15 protein-coding genes are annotated in these 19,894 nt (G+C 64.4%); 3 read left to right on the top strand and 12 right to left on the bottom strand.

What is annotated here, in order from left to right; translation table 11 throughout:
- Window positions 1-12: 12 nt before the first annotated feature.
- The 6 genes from LQF09_RS10545 to rpsB form a co-directional block, all read right to left on the bottom strand.
- On the bottom strand, window positions 13-834 hold the full coding sequence (locus LQF09_RS10545) for a phosphatidate cytidylyltransferase (RefSeq protein WP_002929138.1): 822 nt from the start codon (window positions 832-834) through the stop codon (window positions 13-15).
- Entirely contained in the window at window positions 827-1,612 is a 786-nt protein-coding gene (gene uppS, locus LQF09_RS10540; protein ID WP_051018567.1) for a polyprenyl diphosphate synthase, read from the bottom strand. Before uppS ends, LQF09_RS10545 begins: the two co-directional genes overlap by 8 nt.
- Before the next feature lie 49 nt (window positions 1,613-1,661).
- A complete protein-coding gene (gene frr / locus LQF09_RS10535) occupies window positions 1,662-2,219 on the bottom strand; it encodes a ribosome recycling factor (protein ID WP_002929142.1) in 558 nt (185 codons plus the stop codon).
- 18 nt (window positions 2,220-2,237) lie between these two features.
- Complete coding sequence (gene pyrH, locus LQF09_RS10530; protein ID WP_002929149.1) at window positions 2,238-2,951, bottom strand: UMP kinase; 714 nt, start codon at window positions 2,949-2,951, stop codon at window positions 2,238-2,240.
- Between the two features lie 13 nt (window positions 2,952-2,964).
- A complete protein-coding gene (gene tsf, locus LQF09_RS10525) occupies window positions 2,965-3,861 on the bottom strand; it encodes a translation elongation factor Ts (RefSeq protein ID WP_002929150.1) in 897 nt (298 codons plus the stop codon).
- 112 nt (window positions 3,862-3,973) lie between these two features.
- Window positions 3,974-4,729 carry a 30S ribosomal protein S2 gene (gene rpsB / locus LQF09_RS10520; RefSeq protein ID WP_002929152.1) on the bottom strand — a complete coding sequence of 252 codons (756 nt, stop codon included), beginning with the start codon at window positions 4,727-4,729 and terminating at the stop codon, window positions 3,974-3,976.
- 357 nt (window positions 4,730-5,086) lie between these two features.
- On the opposite strand from rpsB, the gene map reads away from it, so the two are divergent.
- The gene (gene map, locus LQF09_RS10515; RefSeq protein WP_002929154.1) at window positions 5,087-5,911 is read left to right on the top strand and encodes a type I methionyl aminopeptidase; all 825 of its coding nucleotides are present in this window, start codon (window positions 5,087-5,089) and stop codon (window positions 5,909-5,911) included.
- A 14-nt stretch (window positions 5,912-5,925) separates the two neighbouring features.
- Window positions 5,926-8,502 (top strand): [protein-PII] uridylyltransferase, encoded by a 2,577-nt coding sequence (locus LQF09_RS10510; RefSeq protein ID WP_270067927.1) that lies wholly within the window; start codon window positions 5,926-5,928, stop codon window positions 8,500-8,502.
- A 77-nt stretch (window positions 8,503-8,579) separates the two neighbouring features.
- Here LQF09_RS10510 and LQF09_RS10505 read toward each other — a convergent pair whose 3' ends face one another.
- Complete coding sequence (locus LQF09_RS10505) at window positions 8,580-9,086, bottom strand: TIGR00645 family protein (protein WP_270067926.1); 507 nt, start codon at window positions 9,084-9,086, stop codon at window positions 8,580-8,582.
- Between the two features lie 23 nt (window positions 9,087-9,109).
- The gene (locus tag LQF09_RS10500; RefSeq protein WP_270067925.1) at window positions 9,110-9,847 is read right to left on the bottom strand and encodes an S-methyl-5'-thioinosine phosphorylase; all 738 of its coding nucleotides are present in this window, start codon (window positions 9,845-9,847) and stop codon (window positions 9,110-9,112) included.
- A gap of 128 nt (window positions 9,848-9,975) precedes the next feature.
- Between LQF09_RS10500 and typA the strand changes: the two genes are divergently transcribed.
- On the top strand, window positions 9,976-11,793 hold the full coding sequence (typA, locus tag LQF09_RS10495; RefSeq protein WP_270067924.1) for a translational GTPase TypA: 1,818 nt from the start codon (window positions 9,976-9,978) through the stop codon (window positions 11,791-11,793).
- Window positions 11,794-12,009: 216 nt separating this feature from the next.
- On the opposite strand, the gene galU is transcribed toward typA, so the two are convergent.
- From galU to smc, 4 genes are all read right to left on the bottom strand, one after another.
- Complete coding sequence (galU, locus tag LQF09_RS10490; RefSeq protein ID WP_002932414.1) at window positions 12,010-12,912, bottom strand: UTP--glucose-1-phosphate uridylyltransferase GalU; 903 nt, start codon at window positions 12,910-12,912, stop codon at window positions 12,010-12,012.
- A 124-nt stretch (window positions 12,913-13,036) separates the two neighbouring features.
- The gene (gene ligA, locus LQF09_RS10485) at window positions 13,037-15,121 is read right to left on the bottom strand and encodes an NAD-dependent DNA ligase LigA (RefSeq protein ID WP_002932417.1); all 2,085 of its coding nucleotides are present in this window, start codon (window positions 15,119-15,121) and stop codon (window positions 13,037-13,039) included.
- Window positions 15,121-16,206: a cell division protein ZipA C-terminal FtsZ-binding domain-containing protein gene (locus LQF09_RS10480; protein WP_002932420.1), complete on the bottom strand. Its 1,086-nt coding sequence runs from the start codon at window positions 16,204-16,206 to the stop codon at window positions 15,121-15,123. Before LQF09_RS10480 ends, ligA begins: the two co-directional genes overlap by 1 nt.
- A 35-nt stretch (window positions 16,207-16,241) precedes the next feature.
- Window positions 16,242-19,826, bottom strand: coding sequence for a chromosome segregation protein SMC (gene smc, locus LQF09_RS10475; RefSeq protein ID WP_002932422.1), 3,585 nt, complete (start codon window positions 19,824-19,826; stop codon window positions 16,242-16,244).
- Between the last annotated feature and the right edge of the window lie 68 nt (window positions 19,827-19,894).

Here is a 19,894-nt window from a genome sequence, read left to right as displayed (position 1 = left end):
CGCTGCGGGGCCTCAGTGTGACAACAGGACGAAAACGAGCGCCACGATCGGCAGCGTGGACGTGAGGCTGTCGATCCGGTCAAGGATGCCGCCGTGCCCGGGAAGGATGCTGCCGCTGTCCTTGAGCCCCGCCTGCCGCTTGAGCAGCGATTCGAACAGATCGCCGATGATGCTGAGCGCCGTCCAGGTCACCAACGCCAGGCCGATCACCAGCGCACCGCCCGCCTGGCCTGCGCCGAGCCAGACCAGGACGCCGATGCCATAGAGCAGGACGGCAGCCACGGCACCCATCGCGCCCTCCCAGGTCTTGCCCGGGCTGATCGTTGGGGCAAGCTTGTTTCGTCCGAGCGTGCGTCCGGTGAAATAGGCGGCAATGTCGGCGACCCAGACCACAGCCATCGTACCAAGCAAGACCCACGGCCCGACGACGCGCAGGTGGGCGAGCGCCAGCGCGGTCGGGATGAGGACGATGAAGCCCACGAGTGACGCAAGCATCGGTTTGTCCAGCGGCCACTTGCGCAGCAACCACATCGGTACGACGAACATCCAGAACAAGGCGCTGATCGCATACAACGGCAGCAGCAGCGGAGTGCCAGCAAGCGTGCCGCTACCGAGCCCGGTCAGGTAGCCGAGCATCAGGCAGGACACCGCGAATACCACCGCCGTGGACATGCGCAAGGGCCGATCGAAGCGGGCGAGCCCGCCCCACTCCCATGCTGCCAGGCCGCATAGCGCCGCGCACAGGGCAAGCCAGGCGATCGCCGGCAGCAGGAATACTGCGCCCAGCAGGCCGGCAAGCAGCAACAAGGCGGTGACGACGCGATCCTTAAGCATTGGGTTCCTGCAGTTCGGCAGCGCTTTGCTTGAGCTGCTCGCTGGTACGCCCGAAACGGCGCTCCCGCCCCTGGTAGGAGTCGATCGCCATGTCGAGCGCAGCCTCATCGAAATCGGGCCAGAGCGTATCGGTGAAATACAGCTCGGTGTAAGCGAGCTGCCACAGCATGAAGTTACTGATCCGCTTCTCGCCACCGGTGCGGATGAACAGATCGGGTTCTGGTGCGAAGCTCATCGACAACTCGGCTGCGAGCTCATCCTCGCTGAAGTCCCCGTCACGCCCAGGGTTGTTGGCGATCAAACGCGACATGGCGTTCATGAGGTCCCAGCGCCCGCCATAGTTGGCCGCCACCGTAAGGTGGAAACGGTCGTTGGCGGCCGTGAGCGCCTCGGCCTCACGCACCACGCCCACCAACTGCGAGTCGAACCGTGACAGGTCGCCGATGACCCTGAAACGGATACCGTTCTCGTGCAGGCGCTTGACCTCGCGGCGCAGCGACTTCAAGAACAACTGCATCAGAAAGGAGACTTCGTCTGGCGGACGCCTCCAGTTCTCGGAGCTGAAGGCAAACACGGTGAGATAGCCGACGCCACGCTCGATGCACCCCCGGGTCACTGCGCGCAAAGCCTCGACGCCACGGCTGTGCCCCGCTACGCGCGGCATCAGACGCTTGCGCGCCCATCTGCCGTTGCCGTCCATGATCACCGCAATGTGCTGCGGCACGGATGCAACTTCCGGAATCTCCCGTGTGGAGCTCCTGAACAATCTACCGACCATGACCTGCCTCCTGTCCCGCCGTGCTGGCAACTGCCGATCCGGGGCCGGATCAGATCTGCATCAGCTCCTGTTCCTTCTGCGCGAGCAGCTTGTCGATCTCGGCAACGTATTTGTCGGTGAGTTTCTGGATGTCATCCTCGGCGCGACGCTCGTCGTCTTCCGAGATGAGCTTGTCCTTCACCGCGTCCTTGAGCTGCTGGTTCGCGTCACGGCGCAGGTTGCGGATGGCGACCTTCGCATTCTCGCCTTCGTGGCGAACGACCTTGGTGAGGTCGCGGCGGCGCTCTTCGGTAAGCGCAGGCATGGGCACGCGCAAGAGCTCGCCCATGTTCGACGGATTGAGACCGAGATCACTGTCGCGAATCGCCTTTTCGACCTTGGGCAGCATCGGCTTTTCCCAAGTCTGTACGCCGATGGTACGAGCATCGATCAGGGTGATGTTGGCGACCTGGTTCACCGGCACCATCGAGCCGTAATACTCGACCATGACATGGTCGAGCAGACCGGTGTGGGCACGCCCGGTGCGGACCTTGGCGAGATCGGTCTTGAGCGATTCGACCGACTTCTGCATTTTCTGCTCGGTCGTTTTTTTGAGTTCAGGAATCATGCGCGCACTCTCCAGTAATCAGGAATGGACCAGCGTTCCTTCGTCCTCGCCCATCACCACGCGCTTGAGCGCGCCCGGCTTGAAGATCGAGAACACGTTGATCGGCAGCTTCTGGTCACGGCACAGCGCGAACGCCGTGGCATCGAGGACCGCCAGATTGCGGCCGATGGCCTCATCGAAGCTGATGCGATGATAGCGCTGGGCGCTCGGATCCTTCTTGGGGTCTGCCGTGTAGACGCCATCGACCTTGGTGGCCTTGAGGACGATCTGGGCGCCGATCTCCGCGCCGCGCAGGGCGGCAGCGGTATCGGTGGTAAAGAAAGGGTTGCCGGTGCCGGCAGCGAAGATGACGACCCGCCCCTCTTCGAGGTGGCGGATCGCGCGACCGCGGATGTAAGGCTCGACGACCTGGTCGATACGCAGCGCGGATTGCACGCGAGCCTCGAGGTCCATGCGACGCATCGCATCGGCCAGGGCCATTGCATTCATCACCGTCGCCAGCATGCCCATGTAGTCGGCCGTGGCGCGATCCATGCCGGATGCCGCACCCTTCATGCCGCGAAAGATGTTGCCGCCGCCAATCACCACACCCACCTGCACACCGAGCCGTGTAACCTCGGCGATCTCGGAGACGATGCGGGTTACGACATCCTCGTTGATACCATAGGCGTCATCTCCCATCAGGGCTTCGCCCGAGAGCTTGAGCAGGATCCGTTTGTAGGCGGCGGACATATCCATCTCCCTCTTACTTCTTTGCAGCAGCTGCGGCCTGCTCGGCCACTTCGGCAGCGAAGTCGGTCACTTTCTTCTCGATGCCTTCGCCGACGATGTAGAGGGTGAACGACGCGACGCTTGCGCCCTTCGCCTTGAGCAATTGCTCGATCGTCTGCTTGCCGTCCTCGGCCTTCACGAAGATCTGGCCGAGCAGGGTGACTTCCTTCAGGAACTTCTGCACCGTACCTTCGGCGATCTTCTCGAGCATCGCCTCCGGCTTGCCGGCTTCACGCCCCTTCTCGATGGCAATGCGGCGCTCGGCTTCGATCAGCTCGGCCGACACACCGGAAGAGTCGAGCGACTTCGGCTTGGAGGCCGCGATATGCATCGCGATGTCACGCCCGAGTTGCTCGTCACCGCCGACGAGGTCCAGCAGTACGCCGATCTTGGCGCCACCGTGGATGTAGGAGAACAGCTGCCCCTTGGCTTCGACGCGAGCGAAGCGGCGGATCGACATGTTCTCGCCGATCTTGCCGACCAGCGCGGTACGGGTCGACTCGACCGTACCCTCGCCCAGCGGCAGTGCCGACAGCGCAGCGACGTCGGCCGGATTGTTTGCCGACACCAGCTCGGCGCAGTTCTGCACCAGCGCGAGGAAGTCGTCGTTCTTGGCCACGAAGTCGGTCTCGCAATTGACTTCGATGATGGTGCCGAGCTTGCCGTCTGCAGCAATGCTGATGCCGACGATGCCTTCAGCGGCAATACGGGCGGCAGCCTTGGAAGCCTTGTTGCCGAGCTTGACGCGCAGGATCTCTTCAGCCTTGTCCATGTCGCCGCCGGCCTCGGTCAGCGCCTTCTTGCACTCCATCATCGGCGCGTCAGTCTTCTCGCGCAGTTCCTTGACCATGCTCGCGGTGATTTCCGCCATGCTAGCTCCTGAATGTTCGGTTGTGTGTCAGATATGGGGTGGAGTCCCGGCCAGGCGGCCGCTCCACGGAGACCAGATTGCAAAAGGGGCCTCGCGGCCCCTGTGCAGAGGATCAGGCCTGTTCCTGCGTACCTTCTTCCTCGACCTCGACGAATTCGTCGCCGCCCGCATCGACGATCTCCTGCAGCACCTGGCTGCGGCCTTGCAGCACGGCATCGGCCACGCCACGAGCGTAGAGACGGATTGCGCGCGACGAGTCGTCGTTACCCGGGATCACGTAATCAACGCCATCCGGCGAGTGGTTGGTATCGACCACGGCAACGACCGGAATACCCAGCTTCTGTGCTTCGGTAATGGCGATCTTGTGGTAACCGACGTCAATGACGAAGAGCGCATCGGGCAGGCCACCCATGTCCTTGATGCCGCCGATCGACTTCTGCAGCTTCTCGAGTTCGCGGCGAACGGTCAGCGCTTCGCGCTTGGACAGACGCTCGACCGAACCGTCTTCCATCATCGCCTCGACTTCCTTGAGACGCTTGATCGACTGCTTGACCGTCTTGAAGTTGGTCAGCATGCCGCCGAGCCAGCGCTCATCGACGAAAGGCATGCCGGCACGACCCGCCTCTTCGGCGATGATCTCGCGCGCCTGGCGCTTGGTGCTGACAAACAGAACGTTGCCGCGGTTGGCAGCGAGCTTGCGGACGAAGTCCATCGCCTCGTTGTACTTGGCCATCGTCTTTTCGAGGTTGACGATGTGAATCTTGTTGCGCTGACCGAAGATATAGGGGGCCATGCGCGGGTTCCAGAAACGGGTCTGGTGACCGAAGTGGACGCCGGCTTCCAGCATCTGACGCATCGTAACGGACATGAATAACTCCAAATTTCAAAGGGTTGTACCTCCGCCCTGAGGTGCGCAAGCTCGCCGCAAAATGCTAACGAACAAGCCGCAAAAAACGCCACCGGCAGGCCGTCAGGTACCTGCAGCCCTTGAACGGCGTGCTGGCACCACAGCGCTGACCCGGCAGACCCCTTCCATCAGGACGTGCGGATTTTGCCTGTCACTACAGACAAGCCGGCGATAATATCACGTCAGAATCACAGCACTCAAGGCGCGATTCACTCCGGGTTTGCCGGCAAGGGGCGCATGCGATAGCCTTCAGTCCTTGGCAGGGGCCTTCAACCCCTCCCTCCCCCAACTCCCACGCCACTCGCACCCATAAACATAATGAGCATCGTCATCAAAACACCGGAAGAGATCGAGCAGATGAGGGTGGCGTGCCGCCTGGCTGCCGAAGTCCTCGACTACATCGAACCCTTCGTCAAGCCCGGCGTCACCACGGCCGAACTCGACCGCCTGTGCCACGATTACATGGTCGGCGTGCAGAACACGGTTCCGGCACCGCTCAACTATGCGCCCCCGGGTTACTCGCCCTATCCGAAGTCGATCTGCACGTCGGTCAACCATCAGGTGTGCCATGGCGTACCGGGCGACAAGGCACTCAAGAAGGGCGACATCGTCAACCTCGATATCACCGTCATCAAGGATGGCTTCCATGGCGACACGAGCCGCATGTTCATCGTCGGCGGCGAGGCCAGCATCATCGCCAAGCGCCTGACCCAGATCACCTATGAGTGCATGTGGCTGGGTATCGCCGCGGTGCGAGCGGGTGGGCGACTGGGCGACATTGGTGCAGCCATCCAGAAGCACGCCGAAGGCAACGGCTTTTCCGTGGTGCGCGAGTTCTGCGGACACGGTATCGGCCGCAAGTTTCACGAGGAACCACAGGTTCTCCACTACGGCAAGGCAGGCACCGGCCCCGAGCTCAAGCCGGGGATGATCTTCACCATCGAGCCAATGATCAACGCCGGCAAGGCGGCGATCTCCGAACTGCCGGACGGCTGGACAATCGTGACCAAGGACCGCAGCCTGTCGGCGCAGTGGGAGCACACGATTCTCGTCACCGAGTCCGGCGTCGAGGTACTCACGGTTTCGCCCAAGGCGCCCGCTCCGCCCGCCATCGTCGCCGACCGTTTCGCTGCGACACTCTGAGACGGACAAGGCGCATGAACGACGCGCTCACCGAATCACTGCAGGGCTTCGTGGCCGCGGCCAGGCGCCGGCTCAGCGAGGGCATGGCCGCACTGCGCACCGCCTACGAGGCGCGCCCGCACACCGGCAACATGCTCAAGGGGCGAGCCACGCTCGTGGACGATGAGATCGTCCGCCTATGGCACGACTGCGCAATGCCTGCCGATGCCGCAGTCGTTGCAGTGGGCGGCTACGGCCGTGGCGAGCTGTTTCCGGCCTCCGACGTTGACCTGCTTATCCTGCTGCCGAAGGCCGCGGATGCGGCACTGCAGGGCAAGCTCTCCAGCCTCGTGAGTGCGTTGTGGGACATGGGCCTCGAGATCGGCCATTCAGTGCGCACGATCGACGAGTGCCTGGTGGCCGCAGCCGACGACATCACCGTCCAGACCAGTCTTCTTGAGGCTCGACTGCTCACCGGCGACGGCAGGCTGTTCGAACTGCTCAACAGCCTCTTCCGCGATGGCCTCGACCTGCGCACTTTCTATAAGGCCAAGCTGCTCGAGCAGGAACAGCGCTACGCGCGCTTCAATGAAACGCCGTACGCACTGGAGCCTAATTGCAAGGAGAGTCCCGGTGGGCTTCGCGACCTGCAGATGCTCGGCTGGATCGCGCGCGCCGGTGGTCTTGGACGCAGCTGGCGGGATCTCGCGCGGCGGCGCCTGATTACCGGAAGCGAAGCCGGGGAGCTACGCAATGTCGAGCGTTTCCTCCAGCACCTGCGCATCCGTCTGCACTTGCTGACCGGGCGCAGCGAGGATCGGCTGCTGTTCGACCACCAGGAGAAGCTCGCGCGCATCCTCGGCATCGAACCCACGGCGACCCGACGCGCATCCGAAGTTCTGATGCAGCGCTACTACGTGACCGCGAAGATGGTCATGCAGCTCAACACTGTACTGCTGCAGAACTACGGCAGCGTGATCTTCCCCGACCGCGGCGCGGCGATCACGGTCAACCCCCGCTTCCAGGTCGTGCGCGAACTGCTCGACATCCGCCATGAGGATGTGTTCGAGCGCGAACCCGCCGCACTGCTCGAGTGCTTCCTGTTGCTGCAGCAGCGCTCCGAACTCAAGGGCATGACTGCGCGCACGCTGCGAGCCCTGTGGATCAATCGCAACCGTGTGAATGCCGCCTTCCGGGCGCGTCCCGAGCATCGCGCCCTGTTCCTGCAGATCCTGCAACAGAAGCGCGGCATCGTGCGCAGCTTCAGGCGCATGAACGAATACGGCATCCTGTCGCGCTACATTGTCCCTTGGCGCCGTATCGTCGGACAGATGCAGCATGACCTGTTCCATGTCTACACGGTCGATCAGCACATCCTCATGGTGTTGCGCAACATGCGGCGCTTTACGATGGGCGAACATGCGCACGAATACCCGCTGATGACCCGGCTCATCATCGGCTTCGAGCGCCACTGGCTACTCTATATCGCCGCCCTCTTTCACGACATCGCAAAGGGACGCGGCGGCGACCATTCGACGCTTGGCATGGCCGATGCGCGGGAGTTCTGCACCCAGCACGAACTGCCGACCGAGGACACCGAACTCGTGGTCTGGCTCGTCGAGCACCACCTCACCATGTCGCGTGTGGCGCAGAAGGAAGACACTTCGGACCCCGAAGTGATTCAGCGCTTTGCAGATACGGTGGGCGACGAGCGCCGCCTGACAGCCCTCTACCTGCTCACCCATGCCGACGTGCGCGGCACCAGCCCCAAGGTCTGGAACGGCTGGAAGGGCAAGCTGCTCGAGGATCTTTTCTTCGCCACCCAGCGCCTGCTGCGCGGTGCAACTCCGCAGGCGGCACTGGGCCTGGATGACCGACTGGAGGACACGCGGCGCCTGCTGCGCTACCACGGCCTGCGCCCCGGCGTGGAAAACACGCTCTGGGATCACCTCGATCCGGTGTATTTCATGCGCCACTCTGCCGAGGAGATCGCATGGCACACCCGTCTGCTTTACTATCGCAGCGACTCGCCCGAGCCGGTCGTCAAGGCGCGTGTGGCTGAAGACGAGGATGGCGTCCAGGTGATGGTCTTCACGCGCGACCAGCGCGACCTCTTCGTGCGCCTCACCGGCTTCTTCGGGCGCATGGGGTTCTCGATCCTCGACGCCAAGGTACATACGACGCGCCATGGCTTCGCACTCGACAGCTTCATGCTCCAGGACCCGGGGCAACGAGCGTCCTACCGGGACATCGTGACCCTGATCGAGCACGAGCTGGCCGTGCGCCTGCAACAGCAGGGCGCGCCCGAGCGCCCCGCGCGTGGGCGCATGTCGCGCCACGTCAAGCACTTCCCGATCAGCCCCGAAGTCAGCATCCGCGCCGACGAAGCCGGGCGGCATCACGTCCTGTCACTGACCGCGGCCGACCGCCCCGGCCTACTCTTCGATGTGGCCTCTGTGCTTGCCGATCATGGCATCCGCCTGCATACGGCCAAGATCGCCACACTGGGCGAGCGCGTCGAAGACACCTTCCTGCTCACTGGCCAGGCCCTGAACCAGGACGCGCTCGTGCTCAAGATCGAGCGCGAGATCCTGGACCGCCTGCAGACGTGACAAGGGGGCTTTCGCCCCCTTGCCTCTTCCTTGCGCCCATCCGGGCCCCAGCAGCCTGCAGGCGTCCGCCGCAGAGATCAGTGCCCCTTGCCGGCAATGCGATCCATGGCTGCGTAGAGCAGGCCGGAGAACAGGAAGGTGACATGGATGCCCACCATCCAGGCGAGCTGACGGTCGGTCATGTTGTGGGCATTCATGAAGCCCTTGAGCAACTCGATCCCCGAGATGGCGACGATCGAACCGATCAGCTTGAGCTTCAGGTCCGAAAAGCCTATGTGTCCCATCCAGTCCGGCCGGTCGCGGTGGGAGTGCAAGTCCTCCATCTTCGACACGAAGTTCTCGTAGCCACTGAACATGATGATGATCAGCAGATTCATGATCAGCGCAACGTCCACCAGGGTGAGCACGCCGATGATCAACTCGCTCCCCGATGCGGACCAGATCTCGGCGAACAGCCCGAACAGCTCCTTCATGAACTTGAACAGCAGCAACAGCATCGCCATCGCCAGGCCCAGGTAGACCGGCGCCATCAGCCAGCGGCTGGTGAAGAGCATATGCTCGAATGCGGTTTCGATACGTTTCATGCGATTTGCTCCGGCCCCTGGCCTCAAACCCTGCACAAGCACTCGAGTACGTTGCGCACCCTCAGCATGGATTCCTGCAGCACGATCTCGATGTCGGGAAAGTGGATGCCCGCCTCGCTCGACCAGCGCCCGGCAGCATAATTGACCACCACACCAATCGCTGCATAGGGGAGATCGAGCTCGCGCGCCAATGCAGCCTCGGGCATGCCGGTCATGCCGACGATGTCGGCACCATCACGGTCGAGCCGGTTGATCTCCGCTGCGGTCTCCAGCCGCGGCCCCTGGGTGCTGGCATAGACACCGCCATCGACCGCGTGCTCGCCCGCAGCGGAGATCGCCGCAAGCAGGCGCTGGCGCAGCGCCTGGTCGTAGGGGTGAGTGAAGTCGATATGGCGCACCGGGGTATCGCCACCCTCGAAGAAGGTGCTCTTGCGACCCCAGGTGTAATCGATGATCTGGTCGGGCACCATCAAGGTGCCCGGCCCCAGTTCGGCCCGGATGCCACCGACCGATGCCACCGAGACGATGCCGCTTACCCGCGCATCCTTGAGCGCCCAGATGTTGGCGCGGTAATTGACCAGATGCGGAGGAATCGTGTGGCCGTATCCATGTCGCGCCAGGAACACGACGGGCTCGTTGCACATGCGGCCAAAGACGAGCGCGCCCGAAGGCTCGCCAAACGGGGTGCGCACAACCTCGCGCCGCTCGATCTCCATGTTCGACAACTGGGTGAGTCCGCTGCCGCCGATGATCGCAAGCATTCGTGGTCTTCTCCGTGATGGGCGCGCGATTCTAGCACGTCACCGGACAGGCTCGATAATTCCATGCTGCGCCGCCGCAGCACGTGATAGAATCCTCGCCCTTTCAAAGACTTCGCACGCCCTCCTCCATGTCCCGCGCCATTCGCAACATCGCCATCATCGCCCACGTCGATCATGGCAAGACCACCCTCGTCGACCAGCTCCTGCGCCAGTCCGGCACCTTCCGCGAAAACCAGCAGGTCGCAGAACGCGTCATGGACTCGGGGGACATCGAAAAGGAACGCGGCATCACGATCCTGTCGAAGAACTGTGCCATCCAGTACGGCGACACCCACATCAACATCGTAGACACCCCGGGTCACGCCGACTTCGGTGGCGAGGTCGAGCGCGTGCTGTCGATGGTCGACAGCGTTCTGCTGCTGGTCGATGCGGTCGAAGGCCCAATGCCGCAGACGCGTTTCGTCACCCGCAAGGCACTCGCCCTGGGCCTGAAGCCGATCGTCGTGATCAACAAGATCGATCGCCCGGGCGCGCGTCCGGACTGGGTCATCAACCACACCTTCGACCTCTTCGACAAGCTCGGCGCCACCGAAGAGCAGCTCGACTTCCCCGTGATCTACGCTTCGGGCCTGAACGGCTTCGCGATCATCAACGAGGGTGACGAGCGCAAGGACATGCGTCCGCTGTTCGAGGCCATCCTCCAGCACGTGCCGGCGCCCGAGGTCGATGCCGACGGCCCGCTGCAACTCCAGGTCTGCTCGCTCGACTACTCCACCTACATGGGGCAGCTCGGCATCGGCCGCATCAAGCGTGGCCGCGTGCGCCCGAACCAGGAAGTTGTGGTCATGTACGGCGACGAGAACCGTGGCAAGGGCAAGGTCAGCCAGATTCTGACCTTCAAGGGCCTGGAGCGCTCCCCTGCCGAATCGGCCGAAGCCGGCGACATCGTGCTGATCGCGGGCATTCAGCAGGTCAATATCGGTGTCACGCTGTGCGACCCGGACTGCCTCGAGGGCATGAAGCCGATCGCGGTCGACGAGCCGACGCTGACCATGAACTTCATGGTCAACACTTCGCCCTTGGCCGGCCGCGAAGGCAAGTTCGTCACCAGCCGCCAGATCCGCGAGCGCCTGGAAAAGGAACTGCTTAAGAACGTCGCATTGCGCGTGAATTACACCGGCGATTCGGACGTCTTCGAGGTGTCGGGCCGTGGCGAGCTGCACCTGACGATCCTGCTCGAGAACATGCGCCGTGAAGGCTACGAGCTGGCGGTTGGCCGCCCGCGCGTGGTGTACAAGGAAATCGACGGCGTGAAATGCGAGCCGTACGAAATGCTCACAGTGGACGTCGAGGAAGACCACCAGGGCGGCGTCATGGAAGAACTCGGCCGCCGCCGCGGCGAACTGCAGGACATGCAGCCGGACGGTAAAGGTCGTGTGCGTCTCGAATACCGCATTCCGGCCCGCGGCCTGATCGGCTTCCAGGGCGAATTTCTCACCATGACGCGCGGCACCGGCCTTGCCAGCCACGTGTTCGACGACTACGGTCCGATGGCCGGCGCGATGGCCGAGCGTCGCAATGGCGTGCTGATCTCGCAGAACGACGGCGATGCGGTCGCCTACGCGCTGTGGAATCTGCAGGACCGCGGTCGCATGTTCGTGAGCCCGGGCGAAGCGCTGTACGAAGGCATGATCATCGGCATCCACACGCGCGACAACGACCTCGTTGTAAACCCGATCAAGGGCAAGCAACTCACCAACGTGCGTGCCTCGGGCACCGACGAGGCCGTGCGCCTGATCACGCCGATCGCGCTGACGCTGGAGTCCGCGATCGAGTTCATCGCCGACGACGAACTGGTCGAGATCACGCCGAAGAACATCCGCCTGCGCAAGCGTCACCTGAAGGAAAACGATCGCAAGCGCGCTGCAAAGGCGGCCGAAGCCTGATTACTGGCCCGGCTGCCAACGGTCGGGCCGGTTTCGTAAGACAAGCATGCCTCAGAACGCTCGCATCAGGGGCCGCTCCTACGGCCCCTGATGGCGCTGGGTCCTGCGGTTACAACCGCGCCGCGGCTTGGGGTCTTTATGTAGGAGCGGCGCCAGTCGCGAGCCCCGAAAAGCTCGCGACTGGCGCCGCTCCTACAACGGCGCTTGCGGCCCGGCTTACTTCTTCTTGCTGCCGCCGGACTCTGCGCCGAAACGGGCGTTCAGGTACTGGGCAAATTCGCCACCTGTCTCCGGGTGACGCAGGCCGAACTCGATCGTGGCCTTCAGATAGCCGAGCTTGGAGCCGCAGTCGTAGCGTACGCCATTAAACTGGTAGGCCAGCACGGCTTCTTCCTTGAGCAGCGAGGCGATGGCGTCGGTCAGCTGGTACTCGCCACCGGCGCCGGGCTTGAGTGCGCGGATGTGATCGAAGATGCGCGGGGTCAGGATGTAGCGCCCCACCACCGCCTGCGTCGTCGGTGCTTCTTCGGGCTTTGGTTTTTCCACGATGCCGGTCATGCGCTGCACCTGCCCGTTCTGGGTCTCCGTGCTGACGATGCCGTAGCTGCGGGTTTCCTCGCGCGGCACGTTCATGGTGCCCAGCACCGAGCAGCGGTGGTAGTTGTACACATCAACCATCTGCTTGAGTACCGGCGTATCGTTCTTGTTGTCGAGCAGATCGTCGGCCAGGATCACGGCGAAGGCCTCGTCGCTCACGACATGGCTGGCGCACATCACGGCATGCCCCAGGCCCAGCGCTTCGGACTGGCGGATGTAGATGCAGTTGACCCCTTTCGGCACCGTCTTGCGCACGATCTCGAGGAGTTCCTTCTTGCCGCGTGCCTCAAGTTCGGTCTCGAGCTCGTAGGCCTTGTCGAAGTGATCCTCGATCGAGCGCTTGGTACGCCCGGTAATGAAGATCATGTCGGTGATGCCGGCTGCCACCGCTTCCTCGACCGCGTACTGGATCAAGGGCTTGTCCACGATCGGCAGCATCTCCTTGGGGCTGGCCTTGGTTGCGGGCAGGAAGCGTGTGCCCATGCCGGCAACCGGAAAGACCGCCTTGGTGACCTTCTTCATTGTTTTCTGACTCCCATATTGACTGACCGGGCTGTATAGCGAGCCCGAAACGACCCGAAATGACTATGATGTGATTGTGCGGTGCAGCAGCCCGCCATGATGCCTCAAGCCGGGACCGGCGGTATCAACGATCTGTATCCGATTCGTTCAGGAGCGTGCGCAATGCCTGCTCGTCGACCACGGTGACGCCTAGCTCGAGAGCCTTGGTGAGCTTGGAGCCGGCCTCAGCACCGGCGACCAGATAGTGGGTCTTCTTCGATACCGAGCCCGCAACCTTGCCGCCTCTCGCCTCGATCTGCGCCTTGGCCTCGTCGCGCGTCATCGACGGCAGCGTTCCGGTAAGGACGAAAGTCTTGCCCACCAGTGCGCCGACTGCACCCCCGGCTGGTGCCCCCTCGGTCCAATTCACGCCGGCGGCCCGCAGTTGCTCGATCACCTCGCGGTTGTGCGGCTCGGCAAAGAACTCGGCAATCGAACGCGCAACGATGGGCCCCACGTCGGCAACCTGCTGCAAGGCATCCACGTCGGCCTCCATCAGCGCGTCAAGCGCGCCGAAATGGCGCGCGAGCTCGCGCGCGGTGGCCTCGCCCACGTTGCGGATGCCAAGCGCAAAGATGAAGCGCGCGAGCGTTGTCGAACGGCTCTTGTCGATCGCCGCCAGCAGGTTGTGCGCGGACTTCTCGCCCATGCGCTCGAGGTTCGCCAGTGCAAGCAGACCAAGACGATAAAGGTCGACCGTCGTCTTCACGATCGCTGCATCGACCAGCTGGTCGACGAGCTTCTCCCCCAGGCCCTCGATATCCATCGCACGCCGGCTGGCAAAGTGCAGCAAGGCCTGCTTGCGCTGCGCGGGGCAGAACAGCCCCCCCGTGCAGCGTGCGACCGCCTCGTCCTCGCCACGCACGACGTGGGAACCGCACACCGGGCAGTTCGGAAAGCGTTCAAGGAGCACGAAGCGCGGTAGTGCCGTCTGCCGGCGCTCGGACACCGGTGCCACGACTTCCGGAATCACGTCACCGGCACGGCGCACGACCACCCAGTCGCCGATGCGCACATCCTTGCGATCGATCTCGTCCTGATTATGAAGGGTCGCGTTGGTGACCGTGACGCCGCCCACGAAAACCGGCTCCAGTCGCGCAACGGGCGTCAGCGCGCCGGTTCGACCAACCTGCACCTCGATATCGCGCAACAAGGTGATCGCCTCCTGCGCCGGGTACTTGTGCGCGACGGCCCAACGCGGCTCGCGCGTGACGAAGCCCAGCCGTTGCTGCAAGGCGAGCGCATTCACCTTGTACACGACACCATCGATGTCGAAACCGAGGCTGTCGCGCAGGCCGGCGATCCTGGCGTGGAAAGCCGCGAGGCCCTCGGCGCCGCTCACCACCGCGCGGTGCGCGCATACCGGAAGCCCGAAGGCCTCGAGCGCATCAAGCACCTGTGCATGGCTGTCGGGCAGCAGCCAGCCGTCCACGTCGCCCACGCCGTAAGCGAAAAAAGACAGCGGCCGGCGGGCGGCGACCGTGGGGTCGAGCTGCCGGATACTTCCTGCGGCGGCGTTGCGCGGGTTAACGAAGACCTTCTCGCCTGCCGCTGCCTGGCGGACATTCAGGCGTTCGAAATCGTCGCGCCGCATGTAGATCTCGCCACGCACCTCCAGCACCGGAGGGGGCTCGCCGCGCAGACGCAGGGGAACGGCCTTGACCGTGCGCACATTGCTGGTGACATCCTCGCCGGTTTCGCCATCGCCGCGCGTGGCGGCCTGCACGAGCAGGCCGTTCTCGTAGCGCAGGCTGATGGCAAGTCCATCGAACTTGAGTTCGGCAGCATACTCGACGGCGGGTGCCGCCGGCGCCAGGCCCAGCTCGCGCCGCACCCTCGCGTCGAAACCCTCAGCCCCGCTCGCTTCGGTGTCGGTCTCGGTGCGGATCGACAGCATCGGAATGCGGTGGCGTACCGCCGGAAAGGCAGCCAGAGGCCGCCCGCCCACGCGTTGAGTGGGCGAGTCTGCGGTCTTCAGATCGGGGTGCCGGGCTTCTATTGCCTGCAACTCGCGGAACAGGTCGTCGTACTGGGCATCGGCGATGGTCGGCGCGTCGAGGACGTAGTAGGCATGGTCATGCTGCGCGATCAGGGCGCGCAACTCGGCCGCGCGCGCTTCGAGCGCGCGCAATGCATCACCCTGCGCCCGGGCATGTTCAAAGAGATCCATCAGACTGCAAACAGGCGTTGGGCAAGGGAGCTGCCGGCAGGGATGTCATTGGCCGCCATGCGCCCCTGGAACTGCTCGATCTGTACCCGGATGAGGTTGGCCGCCTCGTCACCGAATGGCGCACGGTTGTCGTCGACCACGACGCCACCGAGCTGCTCGGCCAGGTCGACCGCGATGCGCATCATGCGGTCGAACACGGCGCGGCCGTCGCTCACGCGTGGAACGTCGATCACCAGGGTCAGGCCCTGTGTCACGATCTGCCGCATTGCGTCGGGCGCGAACAGGCCCGGCTCCAGGTTGCCGAGGGAAAACAGGCTTGCCCCGCGCTCATCGAGGGCATGAAAGCAGCCATCGTTGGCGAGGCTGAGACCGTGGCGTTCGGCGAGCTGCTGGATCGCACGGCCCTCAAACTGGCCGTCGCGTGCAACGACGTTGACACCGATCTGGACGTCCACGTCGGCGCAGAAGCGGTCGAGTTCGGTCGCATTGCGCAAGGTATCGGCGCGCTGCGGCAATCCGGGCGGCAGAGCCATCACCGCATCCGCCACACGCTGCACACCACCGGTGAAGCGCAGGAAATCGCCTTCGCCGATCGAGCCCTGGCGATCTACCAGCTGCAGCGCAGCGCAAAACCAGTGGCAGGCGCCTGCACTGTTCGGACCGAGCGCTTGCCAGACGTTCTGCGCATCGTTGAACCCGAACCAACGCACGGGCTTGTTCACGCCCGCGAGCTGCTCGGCCTGCGCCGCCCAGACTTTGTGCACATCGAGCGCCTCGATGGCCTCCAGGCGGATGACGCAGTCGGCGCGCTCATCCAGAAAGTTCGGAATCTCGGGCACGCTGCGCTTGACCGGCGCCTCGCTGAAGCGGCGCGGCGACTCGTCGAGCCCAAGTCCCGGCTCGCGGCGCTCGTCGGCTGCAGCACCGTCGGTGCGCGGCTCGAGCAAGACGTCGCGGTGCTCGGACTTGAACGCACGTTCGGCCTGACGGCGATGCTTGCGCTCCTGCCACTTGTTGTAGCCAACGATCAAGACGACCGCGGCAAGCCCTGCTCCAATCAGCGCAATCTGAAGTTCGCTGTCCATGTATGTTCCCGAATGACCCCGTGTATTCCCATGCCTCAGGCTGCCGCCGGCTCCGCCAGGCGCAGCGCTTCCTCGATGTCCACTTCCACCACCCTCGACACCCCTTGTTCCTGCATCGTCACGCCGACCAGCTGCTGTGCGAACTCCATCGTGATCTTGCTGTGACTGATGAAGATGAACTGTGTCTGCGATGACATGCGTTTGACCATGTTCGCGTAGCGCTCGGTGTTCGTATCGTCCAGCGGGGCATCGACCTCGTCAAGCATGCAGAACGGCGCCGGATTGAGCTGGAACATCGAGAACACCAGCGCGATCGCCGTCAGCGCCTTCTCGCCGCCGGACAGCAGGTGTATCGAGGTGTTCTTCTTGCCCGGCGGTTGCGCCACGATCTGGATGCCCGCATCGAGGATTTCCTCGCCCGTCAGCACCAGTTCGGCACGCCCGCCGCCGAAAAGCTGCGGGAAGAGCGTGCCGAACTGCCGATTGACCGTATTGTAGGTGTCCTGCAGTTGCTCGCGTGTTTCGCGGTCTATACGGCGGATCGCATCCTCGAGGGTGTCGATCGCCAGCAAGAGATCTTCGGTCTGAGTGTCGAGATAGCCCTTGCGTTCCGAAGCCGTCCGCAATTCATCCAGTGCAGCGAGATTCACCGCCCCAAGCTCGGCAATCTCCCGCGCCAGGCGCGCCACCTCGCGCTGCAGGCCGTTCTCCTTGAGCTCTGGCGTAAGCAGCGGCGCAAGCGCGTCCTCGTCGGCGGCGACCTCGCGCAGGCGCTCTTCATGCTGGCTCACTGCAAGTTCGGCCGCCTGTACCGCCAGGCGCAGTTCGCCGACCCTGACCCGCACTGGCGCCGCCTCATGTTCGGTGCGCATACGCAGTTCCTCGGCCTGACGCAGGGCCGCACTGGCCTCCTCGAGCGCATCCCTGCGTACCCCGAGCGCGGCCTCGCGGCTGCCACGCAGCGCAAGCGCCTCGTGCAGGGCTTCCACGCTGCGGCGATCGTCGGCCGCTTCGAGTTCGCCCCGACGCACCACCGCCTCATTCGCGATACGCGCGAGTTGCTCGTCCGCAAGCTGTCGGTTGCGTGCAATGTCCTCGAGCTTGCCGTCGCACTCGCGTGCCGAAAAGCGTGCCTCCTGCAGGTCGCGGCCAGTTGCCTGCTCGAGCGCACGTGCTTCACGCAGCGCCTGCTCGCGCTCGCGCAGGACCTCGCCCGCCGCATCCAGCCGTGCGCGTTGCATGTCGGCGAGCTCGACCGCGCGAGCCTGCTCCAGCTCGGCTCGCGACAGATGTTCGCGCTCGATCGCCTCCAGCTGAACGATGTCGTCGAGGTCGCGCGCAAGCTGGCCACGGCGCTCATCCGCGCGACTGCGCGCCTGGCTGAGCTTGAGCAGCTCGACCTGTTCGGCATGTACGCCTGCCTGCCGCGCCTGCAAGTCCCGGCGTAGTTCCGCGACACGCTCCTGCAGTGCGGCAGCATGCGCTTCTGCAGCCGCCAGCGCGTCATGGGCAATGCTGGCTTCGTCCTCGAGGGTGGCCTGCTCCGCTGCGAGCATGTCGATCTCGCGCTGGCGCTCGATCACGCCATGAGTACGGCTGTCCACCGCGAAGTGACGCAATGCGTTGCGATCCAGCACCTGCCCACGCGGGCCGACCAGCGTCACGCCCGCGGGCAGTTCGGCCCGCCGGGGTAGCCACTCCTCGAGGTGCTCGGCTGCCCAGCTGCCGTGCAGGAAGCCTGCGATCAGCGGTCGCAAGCCGGGATCGGTGACGTCGACCAGCGCCTCCAGCGGCCGTAGGCCGGGGGCGGAAAAGTCCGCAGCTACGCCACCCTCTGTCGCCGGCAAGAGCACAATGGCCAGCGATTCGGGCGGAGCCTCGTCGAGCACAACCCGCGCAGCCGCCAACGCCGCCTCGGCGTCGACAGCAAGCAGCGCCGCCAGGCGTTCTCGCAGCACCGCCTCCACCGCCGTATCCCAACCCTGCTCGACGCGTAAGTGTTTCCACAAAGGGGTGAGGCCATCCAGCCCATGACGTTTGAGCCAGTCTCCCAGCTTGCCCTGCGCCTGCAGTCGGGCCTGGAGCTGCGCCAGCGCATCGCGACGGGCACGCAGCTCGGTCAGCCGGCGCTGGACCATACGCTCATGGTCCAGCGCCGCCTTGAGCCGGGCCTGGATATCCGGCAGTCGTGCCTGTTCGTTGGCAAGCGCTTGCTGCAAGGTCTCGAGCTCATCTTCCATGTACTCCAGGCGAGCCTCGCGTTCCGCTATCGCCCGCTCATCGGGGCCGACGATCGCACCCTGCTCGGCCTCCAGCCTGGCGCGCCGCTGCGCCAATGCATCGAGCGCACGAACGGCACTGTTGCGGTTGGCGTCCTCGACGCGTAGCTGTTGCTCGGTGTGGGCCAGTTCGCGCCGTGCTGCGCCGACGGTGGTGTCGGCCGCCTGGCGGGCGGCGTCGAGTTCGGGCAGGCGCTCACTGACCTCTGCATGACGCGCCTCGGCGTGCTCGGCACGCAGGGCGGCATTCTCGGCGAGCGCCTCCCAACGCGCCTGATCCTCGCCCAGCGCACTGGCGCGCGCGCGCCAGTGCGCATCGTCGAGTTCGAGCTGGGCAAGCCGAGCCTCCAGCCGCTTGCGGGCCTCGCCGACGTGCTGGAGTTCGGTCTCGAGGCGTGCCACCTCCGCACTCACTGCAAACAGATCGCCTTGCGCGACATGCACGGCTTCCGACGCTGCGAACTGGGCATCGCGTGCCGCTTCGACGCGCCCCTCGAGTTCCTGCAGGCGCGCGTTGTCGGCGTCGATGCGCGCGCTGGCTTCACCCAGCTCAGCGCGGCTGCGCTCGAGTTCGGTGCGCGCCTCGTTACGCTTGAGCAACCAGAGCAGCTGCTGCTTCTGCACATGCGCACCGTTGAGGGCGTTGTAGCGCGCTGCCACTTCGGCCTGCGCCTCGAGGTGGGCGATGCGTTCGCCCAGCTCCATGCGGATATCGTCGAGGCGGGCAAGGTTATCGCGCGCGTCGCGCAGCCGCCCCTCGGTCTCCTTGCGGCGCTCGCGATACTTGGTCACCCCAGCGGCTTCTTCCAGGAAGCCGCGAATATCCTCTGGCCGCGCCTCGATGATGCGCGAGATCATGCCCTGCTCGATGATCGCGTAGGCTCGCGGCCCGAGCCCGGTACCCAGGAAAAGGTCGATCACATCCTTGCGCCGGACATGGACGCCATTGATGTGGTAGGTGGACTCGCCCGAGCGGTCGAGCACGCGCTTGACCGAGATTTCTGCATAACGCGACCACTGCCCGGCCGCCTTGCCCTCGGCGTTGTCGAACACCAGCTCGACGCTGGCGCGCGATACCGCCTTGCGCGTGGTCGAACCGTTGAAGATGACGTCCTGCATCGACTCGCCGCGCAGCGCCGACGCGCGAGTCTCACCCAGCACCCAGCGCACGGCATCGATGATGTTGGATTTGCCGCAACCGTTCGGTCCCACCACGCCGACCAGGCTACCCGGGGTGAGCACGGTCGTCGGATCGACAAAGGTCTTGAAGCCGGCGAGTTTGAGCTTGGAGAGGCGCACTTCGGGAAACAGGCAGGGGCGAGAGCGTGGCAGCGCCGCCACGGACGGGCGCAGAGGCTTCGCATGATAACATTTCCGCCCCTACCGACTTCGCGCGGACGCGCCCGGCG

This window comes from Thauera sp. WB-2, assembly GCF_027594845.1.
Classification (GTDB): domain Bacteria; phylum Pseudomonadota; class Gammaproteobacteria; order Burkholderiales; family Rhodocyclaceae; genus Thauera; species Thauera mechernichensis.
Note: the sequence above shows the minus strand (reverse complement) of the source record. Positions and strands in the feature narration are given on the sequence as shown.

Coding starts and splice junctions, on each gene's coding strand:
- LQF09_RS10500 (WP_270067925.1), bottom strand. CDS start 9,847: ATGCTTGCGATCATCGGCGGCAGCGGACTCACCCAGTTGTCGAACATG.
- typA (WP_270067924.1), top strand. CDS start 9,976: ATGTCCCGCGCCATTCGCAACATCGCCATCATCGCCCACGTCGATCAT.
- LQF09_RS10480 (WP_002932420.1), bottom strand. CDS start 16,206: ATGGACAGCGAACTTCAGATTGCGCTGATTGGAGCAGGGCTTGCCGCG.
- tsf (WP_002929150.1), bottom strand. CDS start 3,861: ATGGCGGAAATCACCGCGAGCATGGTCAAGGAACTGCGCGAGAAGACT.
- frr (WP_002929142.1), bottom strand. CDS start 2,219: ATGATTCCTGAACTCAAAAAAACGACCGAGCAGAAAATGCAGAAGTCG.
- galU (WP_002932414.1), bottom strand. CDS start 12,912: ATGAAGAAGGTCACCAAGGCGGTCTTTCCGGTTGCCGGCATGGGCACA.
- rpsB (WP_002929152.1), bottom strand. CDS start 4,729: ATGTCCGTTACGATGCGTCAGATGCTGGAAGCCGGCGTCCACTTCGGT.
- map (WP_002929154.1), top strand. CDS start 5,087: ATGAGCATCGTCATCAAAACACCGGAAGAGATCGAGCAGATGAGGGTG.
- ligA (WP_002932417.1), bottom strand. CDS start 15,121: ATGGATCTCTTTGAACATGCCCGGGCGCAGGGTGATGCATTGCGCGCG.
- pyrH (WP_002929149.1), bottom strand. CDS start 2,951: ATGTCCGCCGCCTACAAACGGATCCTGCTCAAGCTCTCGGGCGAAGCC.
- LQF09_RS10510 (WP_270067927.1), top strand. CDS start 5,926: ATGAACGACGCGCTCACCGAATCACTGCAGGGCTTCGTGGCCGCGGCC.
- LQF09_RS10505 (WP_270067926.1), bottom strand. CDS start 9,086: ATGAAACGTATCGAAACCGCATTCGAGCATATGCTCTTCACCAGCCGC.
- LQF09_RS10545 (WP_002929138.1), bottom strand. CDS start 834: ATGCTTAAGGATCGCGTCGTCACCGCCTTGTTGCTGCTTGCCGGCCTG.
- uppS (WP_051018567.1), bottom strand. CDS start 1,612: ATGGTCGGTAGATTGTTCAGGAGCTCCACACGGGAGATTCCGGAAGTT.